This is a genomic window from Shewanella waksmanii ATCC BAA-643 (assembly GCF_000518805.1).
GTDB classification, from domain to species: Bacteria; Pseudomonadota; Gammaproteobacteria; order Enterobacterales; family Shewanellaceae; genus Shewanella; species Shewanella waksmanii.
Window position 1 is genome coordinate 108361 of the sequence record NZ_JAEH01000005.1, and the last position, 17470, is coordinate 125830.

At 46.9% G+C, this 17470-nt stretch carries 17 protein-coding genes and 1 pseudogene; 11 read left to right on the top strand and 7 right to left on the bottom strand.

The window, feature by feature from the left end; all coding sequences use genetic code 11:
• The first annotated feature begins 308 nt into the window (after positions 1–308).
• The 5 genes from L865_RS0103235 (at position 309) to L865_RS0103255 (ending at position 6389) form a co-directional block, all read left to right on the top strand.
• A complete protein-coding gene (locus tag L865_RS0103235) occupies positions 309–1010 on the top strand; it encodes an outer membrane protein (protein ID WP_028771915.1) in 702 nt (233 codons plus the stop codon).
• 312 nt (positions 1011–1322) lie between these two features.
• Entirely contained in the window at positions 1323–2048 is a 726-nt protein-coding gene (gene ompR, locus L865_RS0103240; RefSeq protein ID WP_028771916.1) for an osmolarity response regulator transcription factor OmpR, read from the top strand.
• Positions 2049–2057: 9 nt separating this feature from the next.
• Entirely contained in the window at positions 2058–3371 is a 1314-nt protein-coding gene (gene envZ, locus L865_RS0103245; RefSeq protein ID WP_028771917.1) for a two-component system sensor histidine kinase EnvZ, read from the top strand.
• A 166-nt stretch (positions 3372–3537) separates the two neighbouring features.
• Positions 3538–4272, top strand: coding sequence for a response regulator (locus L865_RS0103250; protein ID WP_028771918.1), 735 nt, complete (start codon positions 3538–3540; stop codon positions 4270–4272).
• Positions 4273–4418: 146 nt separating this feature from the next.
• On the top strand, positions 4419–6389 hold the full coding sequence (locus L865_RS0103255; protein ID WP_028771919.1) for a methyl-accepting chemotaxis protein: 1971 nt from the start codon (positions 4419–4421) through the stop codon (positions 6387–6389).
• 79 nt (positions 6390–6468) lie between these two features.
• On the opposite strand, the gene L865_RS0103260 is transcribed toward L865_RS0103255, so the two are convergent.
• Entirely contained in the window at positions 6469–6942 is a 474-nt protein-coding gene (locus L865_RS0103260) for a peroxiredoxin (RefSeq protein WP_028771920.1), read from the bottom strand.
• 112 nt (positions 6943–7054) lie between these two features.
• Positions 7055–7942 carry a LysR family transcriptional regulator gene (locus L865_RS0103265; RefSeq protein WP_028771921.1) on the bottom strand — a complete coding sequence of 296 codons (888 nt, stop codon included), beginning with the start codon at positions 7940–7942 and terminating at the stop codon, positions 7055–7057.
• Between the two features lie 309 nt (positions 7943–8251).
• Here L865_RS0103265 and L865_RS23015 point away from each other — a divergent pair, with 309 nt between their 5' ends.
• The 4 genes from L865_RS23015 to L865_RS0103285 are packed head-to-tail and all read left to right on the top strand — an operon-like array spanning position 8252 to position 11061.
• On the top strand, positions 8252–8596 hold the full coding sequence (locus L865_RS23015) for a MaoP family protein (protein ID WP_051484418.1): 345 nt from the start codon (positions 8252–8254) through the stop codon (positions 8594–8596).
• A gap of 46 nt (positions 8597–8642) precedes the next feature.
• Positions 8643–9548 (top strand): 30S ribosomal protein S6--L-glutamate ligase, encoded by a 906-nt coding sequence (gene rimK / locus L865_RS0103275; RefSeq protein WP_028771922.1) that lies wholly within the window; start codon positions 8643–8645, stop codon positions 9546–9548.
• Complete coding sequence (locus tag L865_RS0103280) at positions 9548–10576, top strand: succinylglutamate desuccinylase/aspartoacylase family protein (RefSeq protein WP_028771923.1); 1029 nt, start codon at positions 9548–9550, stop codon at positions 10574–10576. The genes rimK and L865_RS0103280 overlap by 1 nt, the downstream gene beginning before the upstream one ends.
• Before the next feature lie 44 nt (positions 10577–10620).
• Positions 10621–11061 carry an ATP-dependent zinc protease family protein gene (locus tag L865_RS0103285; protein WP_028771924.1) on the top strand — a complete coding sequence of 147 codons (441 nt, stop codon included), beginning with the start codon at positions 10621–10623 and terminating at the stop codon, positions 11059–11061.
• A gap of 53 nt (positions 11062–11114) precedes the next feature.
• On the opposite strand, the gene L865_RS0103290 is transcribed toward L865_RS0103285, so the two are convergent.
• On the bottom strand, positions 11115–11888 hold the full coding sequence (locus L865_RS0103290; RefSeq protein WP_037470487.1) for a class I SAM-dependent methyltransferase: 774 nt from the start codon (positions 11886–11888) through the stop codon (positions 11115–11117).
• A gap of 174 nt (positions 11889–12062) precedes the next feature.
• Here L865_RS0103290 and L865_RS0103295 point away from each other — a divergent pair, with 174 nt between their 5' ends.
• On the top strand, positions 12063–12905 hold the full coding sequence (locus L865_RS0103295) for a 23S rRNA (adenine(2030)-N(6))-methyltransferase RlmJ (RefSeq protein ID WP_028771926.1): 843 nt from the start codon (positions 12063–12065) through the stop codon (positions 12903–12905).
• Positions 12906–12945: 40 nt separating this feature from the next.
• On the opposite strand, the gene L865_RS0103300 is transcribed toward L865_RS0103295, so the two are convergent.
• Both L865_RS0103300 and L865_RS23020 read right to left on the bottom strand, forming a co-directional pair.
• Positions 12946–13320 (bottom strand): nuclear transport factor 2 family protein, encoded by a 375-nt coding sequence (locus L865_RS0103300; RefSeq protein WP_028771927.1) that lies wholly within the window; start codon positions 13318–13320, stop codon positions 12946–12948.
• A 52-nt stretch (positions 13321–13372) separates the two neighbouring features.
• Positions 13373–14262 (bottom strand): annotated as a pseudogene (locus L865_RS23020) (LysR family transcriptional regulator).
• A 97-nt stretch (positions 14263–14359) separates the two neighbouring features.
• Between L865_RS23020 and L865_RS0103310 the strand changes: the two are divergent.
• Entirely contained in the window at positions 14360–15751 is a 1392-nt protein-coding gene (locus L865_RS0103310) for an MATE family efflux transporter (RefSeq protein ID WP_028771928.1), read from the top strand.
• On the opposite strand, the gene L865_RS0103315 is transcribed toward L865_RS0103310, so the two are convergent.
• Together L865_RS0103315 and L865_RS0103320 are read right to left on the bottom strand one after the other, a co-directional pair.
• Positions 15748–16401, bottom strand: a complete 654-nt coding sequence (locus L865_RS0103315; RefSeq protein WP_425423601.1) for a lytic transglycosylase domain-containing protein — start codon at positions 16399–16401, stop codon at positions 15748–15750. The genes L865_RS0103310 and L865_RS0103315 overlap by 4 nt on opposite strands.
• Before the next feature lie 41 nt (positions 16402–16442).
• The gene (locus L865_RS0103320) at positions 16443–17453 is read right to left on the bottom strand and encodes a DUF3137 domain-containing protein (RefSeq protein WP_028771930.1); all 1011 of its coding nucleotides are present in this window, start codon (positions 17451–17453) and stop codon (positions 16443–16445) included.
• Between the last annotated feature and the right edge of the window lie 17 nt (positions 17454–17470).

Genomic DNA, 17470 nt, shown 5'->3' on the forward strand with positions numbered 1-17470 from the left:
TCTCGACTCACAGTTCTCGACTCACAGTTCTCGACTCACAGTTCTCGACTCACAGTTCTCGATTCACAGTTCTCTACTCTCAAACGTCTACTACCCATCTCTTCTACCACAAAGAAAATCCCAATAAAAACACGACTAAATCAACAACTTCCACCTTAACCCGTGCCAATGCACCGGTAACAATCCATTCGATTAACGAATAGTTACTAATTAAATGAATTCAATATTTACTGAGATAATAGCCTCACTTAATAAGCACTAACGCTTATTAACTTACAACCCAATTAAACTCTATGAGGAATACAGTAATGAAAAAGTCAGCCATTGCCATTGCAGCCCTATTAGCACTTTCAACTGGTGCAGCCAATGCAGATGTTATGAACGGTTTTACCGGTAAGATTGAAGCGGAATACACCACTCAAGACAAGCATGCCAATGTTGAAGCGCAGCTTGGATACGATTTTAACTTAGGCGCCGTATCGGTTGTGCCCTTTCTATCAGCAGAAACCGGCTATTCTGGCGAGAAAGATGTCATCACAGATAAAGCAGAAGGCTTTGACCGCGGCGCGATTGGCGGCGGATTAAGAGTAGAAACCAATTTCGACAACTTCTACGCCTATGCCGAAGGCCGCGCAATGGTGAAAGACCACATTAAAGTACAAGGTCCGGTTGCTGTACCAATGAAAAGCAACAGCAACACCTTACTTGAAGGGACTTTGAACGAATATCGCGTTGAGATTGGCAGCGGTTATCAATTTGACAGCGGCTTTAGCGCTGGCGTAGAAGCGGCGTTCACACGCGAAGATACCAAGTTGAAAGGCATTAACAGCATCAAAGATGATAAGCGTGAAGTCTTTGCGGTTGCTGGCTACAACTTCAACGACAACTTCTCACTTTATGCCAAAGTAGGCGCTGCAGATACAGCAGAACTAAATTCGCTTGCTAAGAGCAAGAAAGATGACGGAAAATGGGAGACCAAAACTGTCGTTGGTGTTACTTACAAGTTCTAAGCCCCCCCCCCAAGCCCAATGCGCGCAGCGCATTGGGCTTTTATCACAAAGCATTACGATTCATTGCCTAATAATTCAATTAGTATCAATTTAGTTACAATTTCTCGCCCCATACTTCGGAATATTAAAATTTCCATTTAATAATAGAGGCTTAGCAACCAAAAATACCAATGCGCACTTGAGTTCGCATCTGCAAAGCTAAAATCATCCTAGTCTTTTACGCGGCAAACCAGCTATATTAACAACATTATGAAGATCAGCCAGTTGAGCTGTCATCAGCCGCTGCCGCAAACTGTTTAAAGGACTACAAGCATGGGACAAGAAACCTCGAAAATCCTCGTTGTCGATGATGATATGAGACTGCGTTCTTTACTAGAGCGGTATCTTGTAGAACAAGGCTACCAAGTACGCAGTGCTGCCAATGCAGAGCAAATGGATAGATTGCTAGAACGCGAAAACTTTCATTTGCTGGTACTTGATTTGATGTTGCCAGGTGAAGATGGCTTATCCATATGTCGTCGATTGCGCCAAAACGATAATGCCATCCCCATTGTGATGCTGACCGCAAAAGGCGATGAAGTCGACCGGATTATCGGTTTGGAACTGGGCGCAGATGATTATCTGCCTAAACCTTTTAATCCGCGCGAGTTACTTGCGCGTATTAAAGCAGTGATGCGTCGCCAAGCACCAGAAGTGCCCGGTGCCCCCACCCAGCAAGAAGAACAAATCGAATTTGGCGAGTTTTCACTTAACCTTGCTACTCGAGAGATGTATCACGGGGATGAGTCTATCGCACTGACTAGTGGCGAATTTGCTGTGCTTAAAGTACTCGTTAGCCATCCTCGCGAGCCACTATCACGTGATAAGTTAATGAACTTGGCCCGAGGTCGAGATTATTCCGCCCTTGAACGCTCAATCGATGTACAGGTATCACGTTTACGCCGCCTAATCGAAAAAGATGCCGCCAATCCTAGGTATATTCAAACCGTATGGGGATTGGGCTATGTATTTGTGCCCGATGGTGCGGCGCGCCGATAAATATTCGGCATGAAATGGTTTAAAAAATTCTTACCCGCGAGTGCATTTAGCCAAACAGTTTTACTGATTGGCTCTTTGCTGTTGGTCAATCAGCTGGTGTCTTATCTATCAGTTGCGGTCTACTTTATTCAGCCTACCTATCAACAGATCAATCAGCTCATCGCTCGACAAGTCAACTTGCTGTTTGTTGATGGCGTGGATGTGGGACGTGAACATTTAACCATGGTCGATGCGCTCAATGCCAAAGTGCGCGACGATGCCATGGAGATCTATAACCAAAAGCAGGCCCGCGAAGCGGGAATTGAGCGAGCAACCTATTACAGCTTATTGTCTTCACAGATGTCAGAGCATTTAGGGGGGAAAGCTGAGGTACGTATTGCCCAAGGTGAGAACTTTGAAATTTGGATTAAGCCACCGCAAGCCCCCTCAATTTGGATCAAAGTACCGCTAACGGGTTTTAAAGATTTTGGCTTATCACCACTCACACTCTATTTAATGGTGATTGGTGCACTGAGTGTGGCCGGTGGATGGTGGTTTGCTCGCAAGCAAAATCGACCGTTAAAACGCTTACAAAAAGCCGCATTGTCGGTGTCACATGGTGATTACCCTGCGCCACTACCAACCGATAGTGGCTCAACAGAAATTATCGAAGTAACCCATGCGTTTAATCAGATGTCCCACAGCATGAAGCAACTCGAGCAAGACCGCGCGTTGCTAATGGCCGGGATATCCCACGACCTTCGTACTCCGCTTACTCGCATTCGTTTAGCATCTGAAATGATGGTTGAAGAGGATGAATACCTCAAAGACGGCATCGCCCATGATATTGAGGATATGGATGCGATTATTAATCAGTTTATTGCCTATATTCGCCAAGATCAGGAAAGCAATCGCGAGCCTGCACAACTTAACGATTTGATTAACGATGTTGCCGAAGCGGAAGCCAATCGCGCTGGTACGATTGAGCTTAACCTCAGCACTCTGCCCGACATCCCAATGCAGGCCATAGCAATAAAACGAGTCATTAGTAACTTGGTGGAAAATGCAGCGCGTTATGGTAATGGCTGGACGCTTATCAGCTCCACCTTAAGCGACAATAAAGTAAGCTTTAGTGTCGAAGATAATGGCCCCGGCATTAATGCCAGCGAGATTGACGAGCTGTTCCAACCTTTTACTCAGGGCGATACCGCTCGTGGCAGTGTTGGTTCTGGATTAGGCCTCGCGATTATCAAGCGTATTGTCGATCGTCATCACGGTAGTGTCACCCTGACCAACCGCCCCCAAGGTGGCTTAAAAGCCCAAGTCTGGTTACCTTTAGACTAAAATCATATAACTAGCGGCAACGAAAAACCGCAGTATTCGCGGTTTTCGCCTATACTTCGAGCTAGCCATTTCCCCCTGTAATACCTGTTTACATAAACGACCAACATGACATATTTATCTAGTACACAATGCTAATTAACAGGGCCGTGTCAGGAGCATATTGTTTATGGACGAAGTGAGATCGAAAATATTGCTGGTAGATCAAGATATAAACAGTAGAAACACCATAGGTAAATACCTATCAGAGCAAGGGGTAGAGGTGTGTTTTGCTGAAAATGCCAGCCAAATGGACCAAATGCTAGAAAGGGAAGAGTATCATCTACTGTTACTCGACATTAAATTAAACGGCGAAGATGGACTGTCAGTCTGCAAGAGGTTGCGGCAAAAAGACAACCACATCCCGATCATTATGAAATCTAAATACGGCGACGAGATTGACCGTATACTGGGACTGGAAATCGGCGCTGATGATTTCCTTCCAGACCGATGCAATGAACGAGAGATGCTAGCTCGCTTACATGCTGTGATTCGACGTAGACCTATAGACAATGGGTCTGCACACGCACCCCATGAAATTAAATTTGGCCATTTCACGCTCAATTTAGACAGCCGAAAAATGTACAAAGACGATCAAAATGTGTCGATTACCAGCAGCGAATTTGCCATTTTGCAGGTATTTGCCAACCACCCTAATACACCGCTAACCCGGGAGAAAATTGCCGCTTTCTCTAAAGGCAGTGACCATATGCCTTCAAATCGCGCCATCGATGTACAGATTTCTCGGCTTAGACGCATCATAGAGGCTGATACCTCCCATCCAGATTACATTCAAACAGTGTGGGGGCTAGGCTATGTTTTCATTCCCGATGCGACAGAGGTAATGACAGCAGAAAAAGCATGATTCGAGCGCAAGGCTAATTCAATTCACCTTCAAATCTGCTGAATATTAGTAAAACATACAGTTCTATAAAGTGGTCGAGCGAGCGTCATCATTTTGCAACATAAGTGCAATAATCTGGCGGCAAATTAATCGCTTGGCCCGCTTCAATGAGAATATCAACCCTATCATTAACAGCTTCAGCTAGCCTGCTGTTGCTTGCTGCCACCTTAGCTGCGGTGGTTATATGGAGCAGCCAGCAACGTCAGCAAATTGAGCAAGAAACTGAGCAACTGGCGCAAATTCAACAAACCTTTCTTGTCGAAATTCGTCGTGAACTGGAAAGCTATCTCAACACAGGTGATAGCACTCGCTTAGCCGCTGCAAAACAGCAACTGCAATCGATATCGGCAGAGGTTAATGACATCAATCATGCCACGGCTCAACAAGTACAAAGCCAGCTATCAACATTCATTCAAGCGTTAGATAATGAATACCTTGCCGCAGGAAAGCTCGCGGGTAACCCTCGGCAACTGTTGTCACATGCAGAATCGGAGATGCTCGATAACAATCGACGATTAGCCCAATATGCCTTTGAAGGGTTAGCAGAAAACCCAGCACTTGCCGCAAAATATTTAGTGCTCACCAACGAGCTGGGGCCGTTAGTTTATCGCCTCTCCCAGTTGACCCAAGATTACTTGATTGGCAAAGAACAAAAACTTAAACCGTTTCTAGAGCGTAACATCAACAACTTAGCCGACTGGCATGATCAATTGCGGGTACTGGGGTTAATCGGTATCTATCAAGTTGAAGAAGTTGATGAGTTTGCCTTAGGTGACGATGAAGGTGAACGTTATGAAGTAGGTGAAGCCTACCGAAGTGAATTACTCAGCCTGACTTTACGGTACGGCAAAGAAGTAGAAAATACCCATAATCTGCTGATAGAGAATCAGAACGTCCAATCAGCCATGCGCACGGCAATCGCCAACATTGAGCAATCATTACTTGCCCTTGGCCAGGTACAGAAAACCCAAAACTTGCAGCTCAAGCAAGAGTTACAAATGGCACTATATGCCATGGTTTCAATCTTAGCCGTTTTTGCTTTGGGCTATCTGTTTTTACAGCAACGCCGCGTTGTCAAACCGCTTAAGAATCTTAACCGTGCCTTTATGCAATTGAGTGAAACCAATAGCCGTGAGCGTCTGATCATTCAGCGTCGCTGCGAAACCGGTCAGATTGCTGGCCACTTCAACCAGCTGCTAGACCGTTTTGAAAGCGAAGATGAGCAACAGCGCCAACAAATCACCACGGTATCCCAATCGCTAAGCCAGCTGGTGCAACGAATTAGTATGATCAGCTCTAGCACAGAACAAACTCAACAAATTGTGGCCGTGGCCCTCGAACAAACTGAGCAAGTACGCGAATTGGCCCGCGAAGTGAACTTAAGCTCAGAGCAAGTGGAGCGCAGTGCTGAATCTACCCGTGCTGATATGCAGCGTTCACAAACCGAAGCCGAAGCGGTCTTGTCAGCCACCGAGCAAACCCAACAGGCGGTCAATAACTGCCATCAATCGCTATCGAGCCTCACGACCTCAGTCAGTGATGTCTCAAAAATCATTGATGTGATTGGCAACATTGCCGAGCAAACGAACCTATTAGCACTAAACGCCGCAATTGAAGCTGCGCGAGCCGGTGAGCAAGGCCGAGGCTTTGCGGTTGTTGCTGATGAAGTACGTAATTTGTCGCTACGTACCCAACATTCACTCAAAGAGATCATGACCATTCTCACTCAGCTGACTGAAGCCAATGGTGAGTTAGAGCTAAGTGTCCAAGGCATTGGTGCTGCATCTGAAACGCAAAAACAGCGCGCCCAAGCACTGTGGCAAGTGGCGCAAGATGTCCAAACCCAAGCCCACGAGATGACCCTAACGGCTAAGCAGGGCTCTGCCCACTCGCTGGCACAAGTGAGTCACTTAGACGATTTTGTCAGAGCCATGGCAGAGTTGAAACTGCACGCACAAGGGGCATCTAACCAAAGTGATGAGATCGCCGAAGAAGTACAGCAAAGTGTCAAGCGCATTGAAAGCAGTTTAGGTATCGAAACCGAGGCCGCGCCGGTCACCTTAGAACACGCAGCCTAAGCTCTTTATCTCGGCTGTCACCAGTTACCATAGCCACAAAAAAGGCGCCTGTAATGGCGCCTTTTTCTCTCTGCCCAGCTTACAGAGTAGCGAGCAAGGTTTCAGCTTTACTGGCCTCAAAGGTTTTCGGCGCTTCAATATTCAAAGTTGTCACCACACCATTATCGATAATCATCGCATAGCGCTGCGAACGTAAACCACCGAATCCGCCAGTATCCATTTCAAGCCCAAGTAACTGAGTAAAACTACCATCACCATCTGCGAGCATCATCAGCGCCTCAGCATTGTGTTGCTGACCCCACACTTTCATAACAAAGGCGTCGTTGACCGATACGCATGCGATAATGTCCACACCTTGCTGTTTAAATACATCGGCGCTGACCACATAACCGGGCAAATGGGCTTCTGAGCAAGTTGGCGTAAATGCGCCAGGTACAGCAAAAAGTACCACTTTTTTATTGGCAAATAGCTCATCGGTTTTGTGATTAAGCATACCTTCATCGGTAAGTTCACTGAGTACGCCGCTGGGTAATGTTTGACCTTGTTCTATCATGTTACTGAGAGCCCCCATTGATTATTCATGGTTATTATTTTGTTAAACAACCACTATCCTTGCACACAATAACTGGCTTTCGCAAATCAGCGCTAAGCGAAGCGTTATGCCATTACTCACTACCTTCACCCGCTTGTTGCAGTACAAATGGAGTTAATGGCTCGGTCTTATCAATTAACTTGGCCACTTGGGTAATGGCTGAAAGTGCCACTGCATCTTTACGATAGGATAAATACACTGGGCGATACCAAGGCTGCTGGCCATCGACTTCATATAACTGGCCAGACTCAATAAACGGCGCCGCGACTACCCTAGGCAAGTAGGCTGCGCCACCCTTTTCTAAAATGAAGTTCAAGGCAATTTGACCATTGGATGTGCGTAAGTAGGGCGGTGGCATCTTAGCGTGCCGCTCTGCATGCTCCGATGCGAATCGCGTGCCCCAATCAACATAAACATAGCCTTCACTTAAAGCACTAGATTGATCTTTCTTCGCAGAGCACACCATGACCAGCTCTAACATCGCCACCTGCTGGCTGGCAATTTCATCGGACTTCATCGGGTCAAAGCTGACACCAATATCCAAGGTACGTTCAATCTGCGCCCGCGTCATCTGATCTAAACTCAATACATCGGCGCGAAACGAATAACCCTGCAACTCTTCTGTGACCACACTCAGCCAATGCTGCAAGAAGGCATCCCAAATATTCGGCGTACCGGCAATGGTTAATTGAATGGCGTAATCTTTGGTCAACAGTAATTCAGTTTTGGCTTGCTCAAGGGTGCGTACCATATTTTGCGCATAGGGCACTAAGCGCTCGCCGGCACTGGTTAACTTAATCGCATTACGATCGCGCACAAACAAGGTGGTATCAAAAAACGATTCAAGCTGCTTTATGCGCGCACTCACCGCCGCTTGCGTGATATAGAGGTTATCTGCAGCTCGGCCAAAGTGTTTTTCTCGCACCACTTCTAGAAAGGTTCTAAAGACTTTTATATCCATAATTATTCCTTGCTAAACCTTGAACCCATCACCGTTAAAATTGACATATTGACCAAGACTATTCGGGGTCGACACGTCGCCCAAATAGCCCCTTATTTACTTCCCATAGCCACTCGGCAAACGATCGCCTTTGCAGCGGTTGCCGCCTAGCAGACTAACAAACAAGTTTTGTTGTGACGATAGAAATTTTTCGTTTTCTTTTTAAGCAGTTTAACACTAACTTTCGCCCCACGAACTACCCCATAAACGGTTTAGGATTTATCACAAAAATTTGTGACTAATATCTTTTTAATCAAAAGGATGAATAACGTGAGCAACCTTAAGTTTAGACTCAGTGCCAGCCATTTTTATGACGATGCGAATTTTCCAAGAGGATTCAATCGTTGCGGGGAGTTCACTCGAGTGCAAGCAGAGCTACTGACACTGTACGGTTTAAATATGCGCGCACTGGCTGCCGGCATGTTACTGGCAGAGAACGAAGAAGAGCAACACTTTATCAATGTAGTTAACGGCATTGAAGCCGCCAATACCTTGATTGAATTTACTTGGTTGAAATACATGAGTTTAGTCACCACACCAAAGCGATTCTTCTCTTTGTCCGGTGAGCGGAACTTAAGCAAGCAGCCCGCACTCATGCCAAGCAGTGAATATTAGCAACATTAAATTAATTGAAATTTTTGACAACACAAGGCCAACTACAATGCGTATAGCAATCCTATCAAGAGACGCAAACCTCTACTCTACTCGCCGCCTACAAGAAGCGGGCGAAGCCCGTGGGCACCAAGTAGATATTATTGATACCTTGCATTGTTATATGGACATCACTAGCAGCAACCCAACAGTGCGTTACATGGGTGAAGTATTGCCACAATATGATGCGGTGATTCCACGTATTGGATCATCTATCACCTTTTACGGCACCGCTGTCGTGCGCCAGTTTGAGATGATGGGGACCTTTTGTGTCAACGAATCTGTCGCAATCAGCCGCTCACGCGACAAGCTGCGCTCTTTGCAGCTACTGTCTCGTAAAGGTATTGGCTTGCCTAGAACAGGGTTTGCCAGCCGGCCAGATAAGATTCAAGATTTGATTAAAAACGTCGGCGGCGCGCCGTTAGTCATCAAGTTACTTGAAGGTACCCAAGGTATTGGCGTGGTACTGGCTGAAACCAATAAAGCGGCAGAAAGCGTGATTGAAGCGTTTATGGGACTAAAAGCCAATATTTTGGTGCAAGAGTTTATTGAAGAAGCCGGCGGCGCTGATATTCGCTGCTTGGTGGTAGGCGATAAAGTCGTCGCGGCGATGAAACGCCAAGCCGCTGAAGGCGAGTTCCGTTCTAACCTTCACCGTGGTGGCAGTGCTCAGTTAGTGCGCTTAACCAAAGAGGAGCGCGCAACGGCAGTCAATGCTGCAAAAGCGATGGGGCTAAATTTATGTGGCGTGGACATTTTGCAGTCTAACAATGGTCCTGTGGTGATGGAGGTGAACTCCTCACCGGGTCTTGAAGGCATTGAAATGGCCACCAATAAAGATGTGGCTGACTTGGTGTTTCAGTTCATTGAAAAACATGCCAAGCCCAATGCCAATAAAACGCGAGGCAAAGGCTAATGCCAAACATTTTGACCATCGGCGGGGTGAATATTGCCCCCGGGCAACAGTTGCAACTGCAATTGCCGGTTTCAAGACTGTATACCGACACCCAAATGTCGCTGCCGGTGCATGTGATCCGGGCTAAAAAGCCCGGTCCAACGGTGTTTGTTAGCGCGGCTGTACACGGAGATGAGCTCAATGGTATTGAGATCACTCGCCGCTTAATTGCGCAAAATCTCAAGCTCAGCCGTGGCAGCTTGATTATTGTGCCTATGGTGAATGTGTATGGTGTGCTCAACCAAAGCCGATATATGCCCGATAGACGCGATTTGAACCGCTGCTTTCCAGGCAGCGCCAAAGGCACACCGGCTGGACGTTTAGCGCATATTTTCTTAAATGAAATCGTTAAACACTGTGACTATGGCATTGATTTACATACCGGTGCGATTCATCGCTCAAACTTGCCGCAAATTCGCGCTAATTTGAAAGATGAGCAAACCTTAGCACTTGCCGAAGCTTTTGGCGTGCCGGTGCTGTTGAACGCTAACTTGCGCGATGGCTCACTGCGCGAATCTGCGGTCAATAATGGCGCACGAATCTTGCTTTATGAAGCCGGAGAAGCGCTACGCTTTGATGAACTGTCGATTCAAACCGGCATTAAAGGCGTATTGAATGTGTTATCGACTTTGACCATGATTCGAAAGCGCAGCAGTAAACGGAAAATTGCGCCGTTTGTGGCTTATCGCAGTGACTGGACCCGCGCCGGTGCCAGCGGTTTTGTGCACGACTTTGTCGAGCTGGGCCAACAAGTGGAAAAAGGGGCGGTATTATCCCAGATAAACAGTCCGTTAGGCCGAGTGATTGCCGAGGTGGTTTCCCATCGCGCTGGCATTATTATTGGCAAACAGAACATACCATTAGTGCAAGAAGGCGATGCCATGTTCCATATCGCCTACTTTGGTGATGCCGACGATGAAGTCGCCGAGCATATTGAAACTATGCAAGAGCAAGTACAACCCGTGAGTGCAGCCATGCCGATGCTTTAAGTGGCATATGGCATGATTTACCGCATACACAGTGAGATAGAGAAATGACCAGCAACAGAATGATCATTGGTAACTTAGAAACCTGTCACCTACCTGACTTAGGGATTCACGACCTTCATGTCAGAGTAGATACCGGCGCAAAAACTTCGGCACTGCATGTCGACAACTTACGCCAGCTAAAGGTCAATGGTAAGCCGTATGTCGAGTTTGATTTGCACCCAGATGTGTACAACCTTGAACAAACGGTGCGTTGCCAAGCGCAGTTGCATGACTCTAGACGTATTAAGTCATCTAACGGTGAGGTTGAGCAACGCTGCGTGATTCAAACCACGATTCAGCTGGGCGAACAAAAATGGCTAATTGAAGTGACGCTGAGCAATCGCAAAGATATGAGCTATTTAATGCTACTTGGCAGACAAGCCATGGGTGAACGAGTATATGTTGACCCAGCAGCAACATATTTAGTCAGTGGCGATAGCGAATAACCCCACGCGCGCTATCTAGATATTACCCCCGATAGCGCATTGCTTACCAACAGCTAGCTTTTCATTGCCGCTTTGACATAAACATCAAAGCGGTTTTTCTTGGTTGCGATAATGGTGCTCGGCTTTACACCGTCGAGATCGTCTGCATAATCTGGGCGTTTCACGACCACTCGTTTACTGGCTAGTGCCATTGCCGGGGTCAATAGCCCATCGGCATCAAGATCGGCGCCAACCAGTGACTGAAATACCCGCATCTCTTTTTTCACTTGCGCTGATTTTTCTCTATGCGGATACATAGGATCGAGGTAAACCACATCCACATCGCCACCGGTTTGCGCACCTGCATCGGTTAAGGCTTCTAAACTTGAACCATGAAAAAGCTGCATACGCTCACGCATCCAATCACCAATTTCGGCATCTTCGTAAGCACGGCGTAATCCATCTTCAAGCAATGCTGCCACCACAGGATTGCGCTCAACCATAGTGACATAACAGCCCAGTGAAGCTAGTACAAATGCGTCTCGGCCTAGCCCTGCGGTGCCGTCAACGACCGTTGGCGTCACACCTTGTTTTAGCCCAACCGCTTTTGCAATAGCTTGGCCACGACCGCCACCAAACTTACGGCGATGGGCCACCGCACCACTGACAAAATCGACGCTAATGCCTTTTAGTTTTGGCTCGTCTCGTTTGTTTAAAATCAATTGGTCCTGTTCAAAAACCAGCTCAAAGGCCGCATCGGCATCAAAGACCAAGTTCCAGCGGGCACAAATCGCCTCCAATGAAGGATAGTGACGATTGAAGAAAATCCCAGTAGTAACAGCAGAAATAGCTTGGCTCACGATTAGTTATCTTTGGTTGGCAAGTGAGGCCCTATTATGCCAAAAGCCTCAGCCCTTGAATATAAAATGGCTACCACCAGCATGTTTAATTTACCTCAGTGCTGATTGGCCCTATAATTTGCCTGATTAAGCACCCCAGCCCCCTACTACTTTGGAAATCCCATGTTAAGTTATCGCCATGGCTACCACGCAGGCAATTACGCCGACGTACTCAAGCACACTATGTTGTTGCAAGTTCTACAGTTATTGCACAAGAAAAATAAGCCGTTGGTTTATGTCGATACCCATGCGGGCGCGGGGGGTTATTCGCTCAACGACGAATTTGCCCAAAAAACCGGTGAGTATATTGAAGGTGTTGGCAAAATCTGGACTAACAATAATTTACCCCCAGCACTGCAGCAGTATGTTGATGATATAAAGCACTTCAATGACGGCAAGGCTGAGCTTGATTTATACCCAGGTTCACCCGCTTTTGTGGATATGAACCTGCGTGAAAAAGATCGCATGGTACTGCACGAGTTACACAGCAGTGATCATCTTACTTTAGCTGAACAGTTCGCGGGTGATAGGCAAATTAAAGTCATTAAAGGGGATGGTCTAAAAGGACTCATGGCTGCCGTACCGCCTATCGAGCGCCGAGGGGTGGTATTGATCGATCCAAGCTACGAGATTAAGACCGATTACATCGATGTGGCCAAAGCGGTAATGAAAGCCCACAAGCGCTTTGCGACTGGGGTCTATATGATTTGGTATCCCGTGGTCGATCGTGCACAAACCGAAGCCATGTTCGAGCTATTAAAAAACAGTGGTATAAAAAAACAATTGCGTATTGAGCAAGCGATTCGCGCCGACAGTAATGAGTTTGGCATGACTGCCGCGGGCTTATGGGTGATTAACCCACCTTGGCAGCTTGATGATATTGCCACACAAACCTTGAATTACCTCGACCCTATCTTAAATAAAGGTGACGGCCATATTCGCGTTGATTGGGAAGTGGGCGAGTAACCTTTTTGACTTTGATTAAGGTGCCCATTGCAGAGGCATCTTAATCAAATGCTTCACACACCGTACCTTGGTGGAAAGCCATTTGCCATTGGCCGGCATTGAGTTTCCAGATTGAGCTACGCAGTGAATAGCGCGGTGCAAATTCATTGGGCTTGTGCATCTTTGCCCGGTACAGCAGTTGCGCTACCCCTTCAGCAAGCATGCGCACTTCAAAATCACTGGTATGAAATTTGGGGCAGCTTTCTTGAGGCAGGCGACTTAATACCACTTGTTTACCGAAGCGCTGCCCTGATGCGCCAAACTCAATAAACTCATCATGAATCAATTGTCCCAGCTCAGCCACCGACGCTCTTACTTCGGCTTTAAGTAAATAGAGTTCTAATTCAATTAATTGCCGCTTTAATCCCGCTTCCACTGTGATGTCCCCCTACGCTACTTGCTTCAGTTAACTTAGCACGCTTTTACACTTATGCCTGCAATTGTTGTCGCTTAGCGATTTGTTCGATCTCAGCGTAGAGCCACTCCATGACTGGCCCAAATGCTTGGTCACGTCGATTTACCACCCCAATTTCCACTAACAAAGGATCCGGAATGAATTCTGTGGCGAGTGATACCACCCCGGCATACCAGTGCGAAGTCGCCACATGGTCGGGCACCAAAGCCCAGCCAACGCCGTGGCTGACTAAAGCGGTAATGTAATAGTAGCTGTCGACATACCAATGGTTTGCCGCCAGGGCTTTGGGTTGTGTATCACCAACGCGATCACGAATAACCAACTGCCGATACTGGCTTAAATCCTTGATGGTCGGTACCGCAATCGCAGCTAATGGATGGTCCTTGGCCACAATCAAGTGATGGCGGAATTGACCGATTGACATAAATTCCAGACTATCTTGCAGCGGCTTAACATGAAACAAAATGCCTAAATCAGCCCGCCCTTCATCGACCCACTGGGCAATGTCATCTTGAGTACCATTAAAAATCGATAAACGCAGCAACGGAAATCGGCTGGCTAAACGGGCAAATACCTGCTCAAACGCATTTAGCGGCACAGCTTCATCAATCACCACATTCAAGGCAACCTCTTCTCCGCTAGTGACCGTCAGTGCCCGCGATTGCAAACGCTGACACTGAGCTAAAACCGCTTGCGCTTCGGCAAACATTTCTCGGCCATTGGCAGTCAACTCAGGACTTTGCCACTGCGATCAAACAGCGTCACCCCAAGGTCAATCTCCAGATTGGCAACAGCAGTACTGACCCTCGACTGCGCTTTACCCAGTTTGCGTGCAGCAGCAGAGAATGACCCCTCGGTCACAGTGGTTACAAAAGCATCTAACTGTGCGATTGACCAATTCATATCGACTCCTAATATCCGCTTTTCGGATAGTAACTAACTTTATCTCCTACTAACAAAGAGAGTAACCTATCCGCTCAAACATTGGCTAGAGCAAACCATGAGCACAACCACAGTAGTATCAGACCCGACTTCTCCACTAGAACAGCACAATATTAGCCGTGTTTTTTGGCGTTATGCCATCCCGTCTATTGCTGCGATGTTGGTCAATGGTGTGTATCAAATTGCCGATGGCATTTTTATCGGCCATTACATAGGGTCTGTTGGTTTAGCTGCTATCGGAATGGCTTGGCCAGTGATTTATGTCATTGCCGGGTTGGGTTTAATGATTGGCATGGGCTCGGGTAGCTTAATTTCTATTGCACGGGGCGCTCGCTCCTCCGGTCAGCAAGCTAGCCAGATTTTATGGCATGCTTTAGCGCTAATGCTCACCATGGGCGTACTAGGCGCCGGTTTTCTGTTGCTGTTTGCCAATGATTTAGTACTGCTACAAGGTGCGGATAGCGCTACATTGGCCATGGCCCAAGCGTACATTTTTCCGTTCATCTGGGGGGCGCCGATAACCATTTTGGCTGCCGCAATGCCAATACTTATTCGGAACGATGAGCAACCAAAACTTGCCACAATACTTATGATTGTGGGCGCCAGCTTAAACATTGTGCTCGACTACGTGTTAATTGGCGTCTACGGATTAGGGCTGCAAGGGGCTGCAGTTGCGACCATTATTGCCCAATCATGTGTCTGCCTGCTTGGACTTGGCTACTTTACTCTGCGATCTACTGCGCTATTGCCACTGCAACAAGCCCAATTTAGCTATAAACTGCTGGGACAAATCAGTTTACTAGGCTCCTCTAGTTTGGTGATGTATTTGTATACCAGCTTTGTATTTGCTCTGCACAACCGATTATTTATGGAGTATGGCGGCACCATAACGGTCGGCGCATTTGCCATCGTAGGTTACTTAATGGCCTTGTACTATTTGATTGCCGAGGGCATAGGAGAAGGGGTACAACCGCCGGCGAGCTATTTTTATGGCGCTAATATGCAGGCCAAAATTAGACAGCTGATGACGCTGGCCACTAAAGTGGTGATTGGTGTGGGCATTGGCTGGATGCTCCTGCTCAATGGTATGCCGGAAATCATGATAGGCCTATTCAACAGCGACGATGCCACATTGGTTGCCGAGGCGAAAACCGGCATACGCCTGCATTTATTTGCGATGTTTTTAGATGGCTTTATTGTGCTAGCTACCATGTACTTTATGGCCGTAAACCAAGGCAGCAAAGCATTAGCAATATCAGTCGCCAACATGCTAATTCAATTGCCATTTTTATTTTTATTGCCACAATACCTGGGCCTAACAGGCGTGTGGTTGGCACTCCCCATTTCAACGGTGCTACTTAGCTGTGTAGTTATGCCATTGGTGTGGCGTGACTTGCACCGCAATCAATCCGTGATCAATAAGGTGCAAGCTTGCACTCAGGCACACTAACCTTGGTCACGATAACGGCTCAGTAAAATTTGCACGCGCTTTACATAAGCTTGAGTTTCTGGATAGGGCGGAATGCCTTGATACTGGCTCACTGTAGTTGGGCCAGCATTGTATGCCGCGCAAGCCAGCTCGATGTCACCGTCAAAGCGTTGCAGCATTTTGGCTAAATAACGGCTGCCACTATCAATATTTTGTTGCGGGTGAAAAGCATTGGTTACCCCTAATGACTTGGCCGTATCAGGCATTAACTGCATCAGTCCCATCGCCCCTGCGCGGGACAATGCATAAACATTAAACGCTGATTCGGCGTGGATCACGGCGCGAATGAGCGCCGGCTCTAAGTCATACTCTTTCGCTGCAGCCTGGATCAGCTCGCTGTAATCATGATCTTTTAGCGGCATATTCTGCCAGTCGATATCAGAGTCCAGATCGCAAGCGAAACAGTCGTAAAGCAGTACCCGATAAGTTGACTGACTCGGCGCATGGTCGGCAAACATCACTACGCCATTGTCTTGGGTATACTGGTAAACCTTAACCTGATTGTCGTCGAGGCTAGCATCGACACTGGCATTGTTAAGTATGCCTTGCTGAGAGTATTTGGCTTTGTAATGCGGTTTATCATTGGCACACACCCACCAAGGCGCTGCGATGCAGATAAAAGCTATCACACAATAATGCGGCCAATATTTCACTATAATCCCGTGTATTGATCGAGTTTCAGTACTTCAATCATAGCAAACAGCTGCTTCATCTCGCGGTTTATTTGACTAAATTCATATTCAAAGGTGGCGCCTTGAAATATCGAGCCCAGCTCAAAGCGGTTTTTGTTACACGCTAACATGATCAATAACTTGTCTTCATAAAACGCACATTGGATCTTGCCACTAAAACAGTCAGCCAGTTGCAATAAGCGCTCCATAAAAACTACGGTGAGAAGATAGCGTGCCTCTATTTGGTCAGAAGAGAACACATCAAATTGCTGTTCAAACCGAGGGTCTTCGAGCTTAACCCGTGACAAACGCTTGAAAGAAGCTGATAAGAAATTAATTAAGCCCCCACGACTCTTTACCACCACAGTATGACCACTGAATGCTTTGTTACTGCTAAGTTGCACCATCACACCATTAAACACGGTTTGTTTTTCAGTGCGCTTATCGCGTTTGACATCAATAGTCAGATGCAGTTCGTTGATGGCGATTTCGACGCCTTTGTGAGTGCCCTGTACATAGTCATCAAAATCGGCGTCATCGTAATTAGGAAGCAACTTTGATCGCTTTAGGGCACTTAAGCTCATGGAGTGACTTTGGCTATAAATAAAATCGTGACCAAAGTATCGAAAAATTTTGGGGAAAATAGTGGTTTTAACCGCAAGCCGGAACTGGCTAACAGGCCGAGAACACCACCATATAAAGGGTAGCAATATCGCGATATAGACCAAGAACATCATGTCACTCCACTGCCGTGTGGCAAATAAAGTGATGGCGACGGCCAACATCGCGTACATGCCAATACTGGCATAGATTCTTTGTCGAAGTGATTTGAGGCAAGCAACTCGACGGTTTTCAAATTGGCGCGTATGGGGAGCTATTTCTTGTTGATAGTATTGGGTTAACGCCGCAATTTCATCGCTTTCACCACTGAGTTTGCCCGTTTCTCGTTGTGCCTTAATTGGCGCACCAAACAAAAAGCTAAACAGGTTCATACCGCGACAATCCTTGT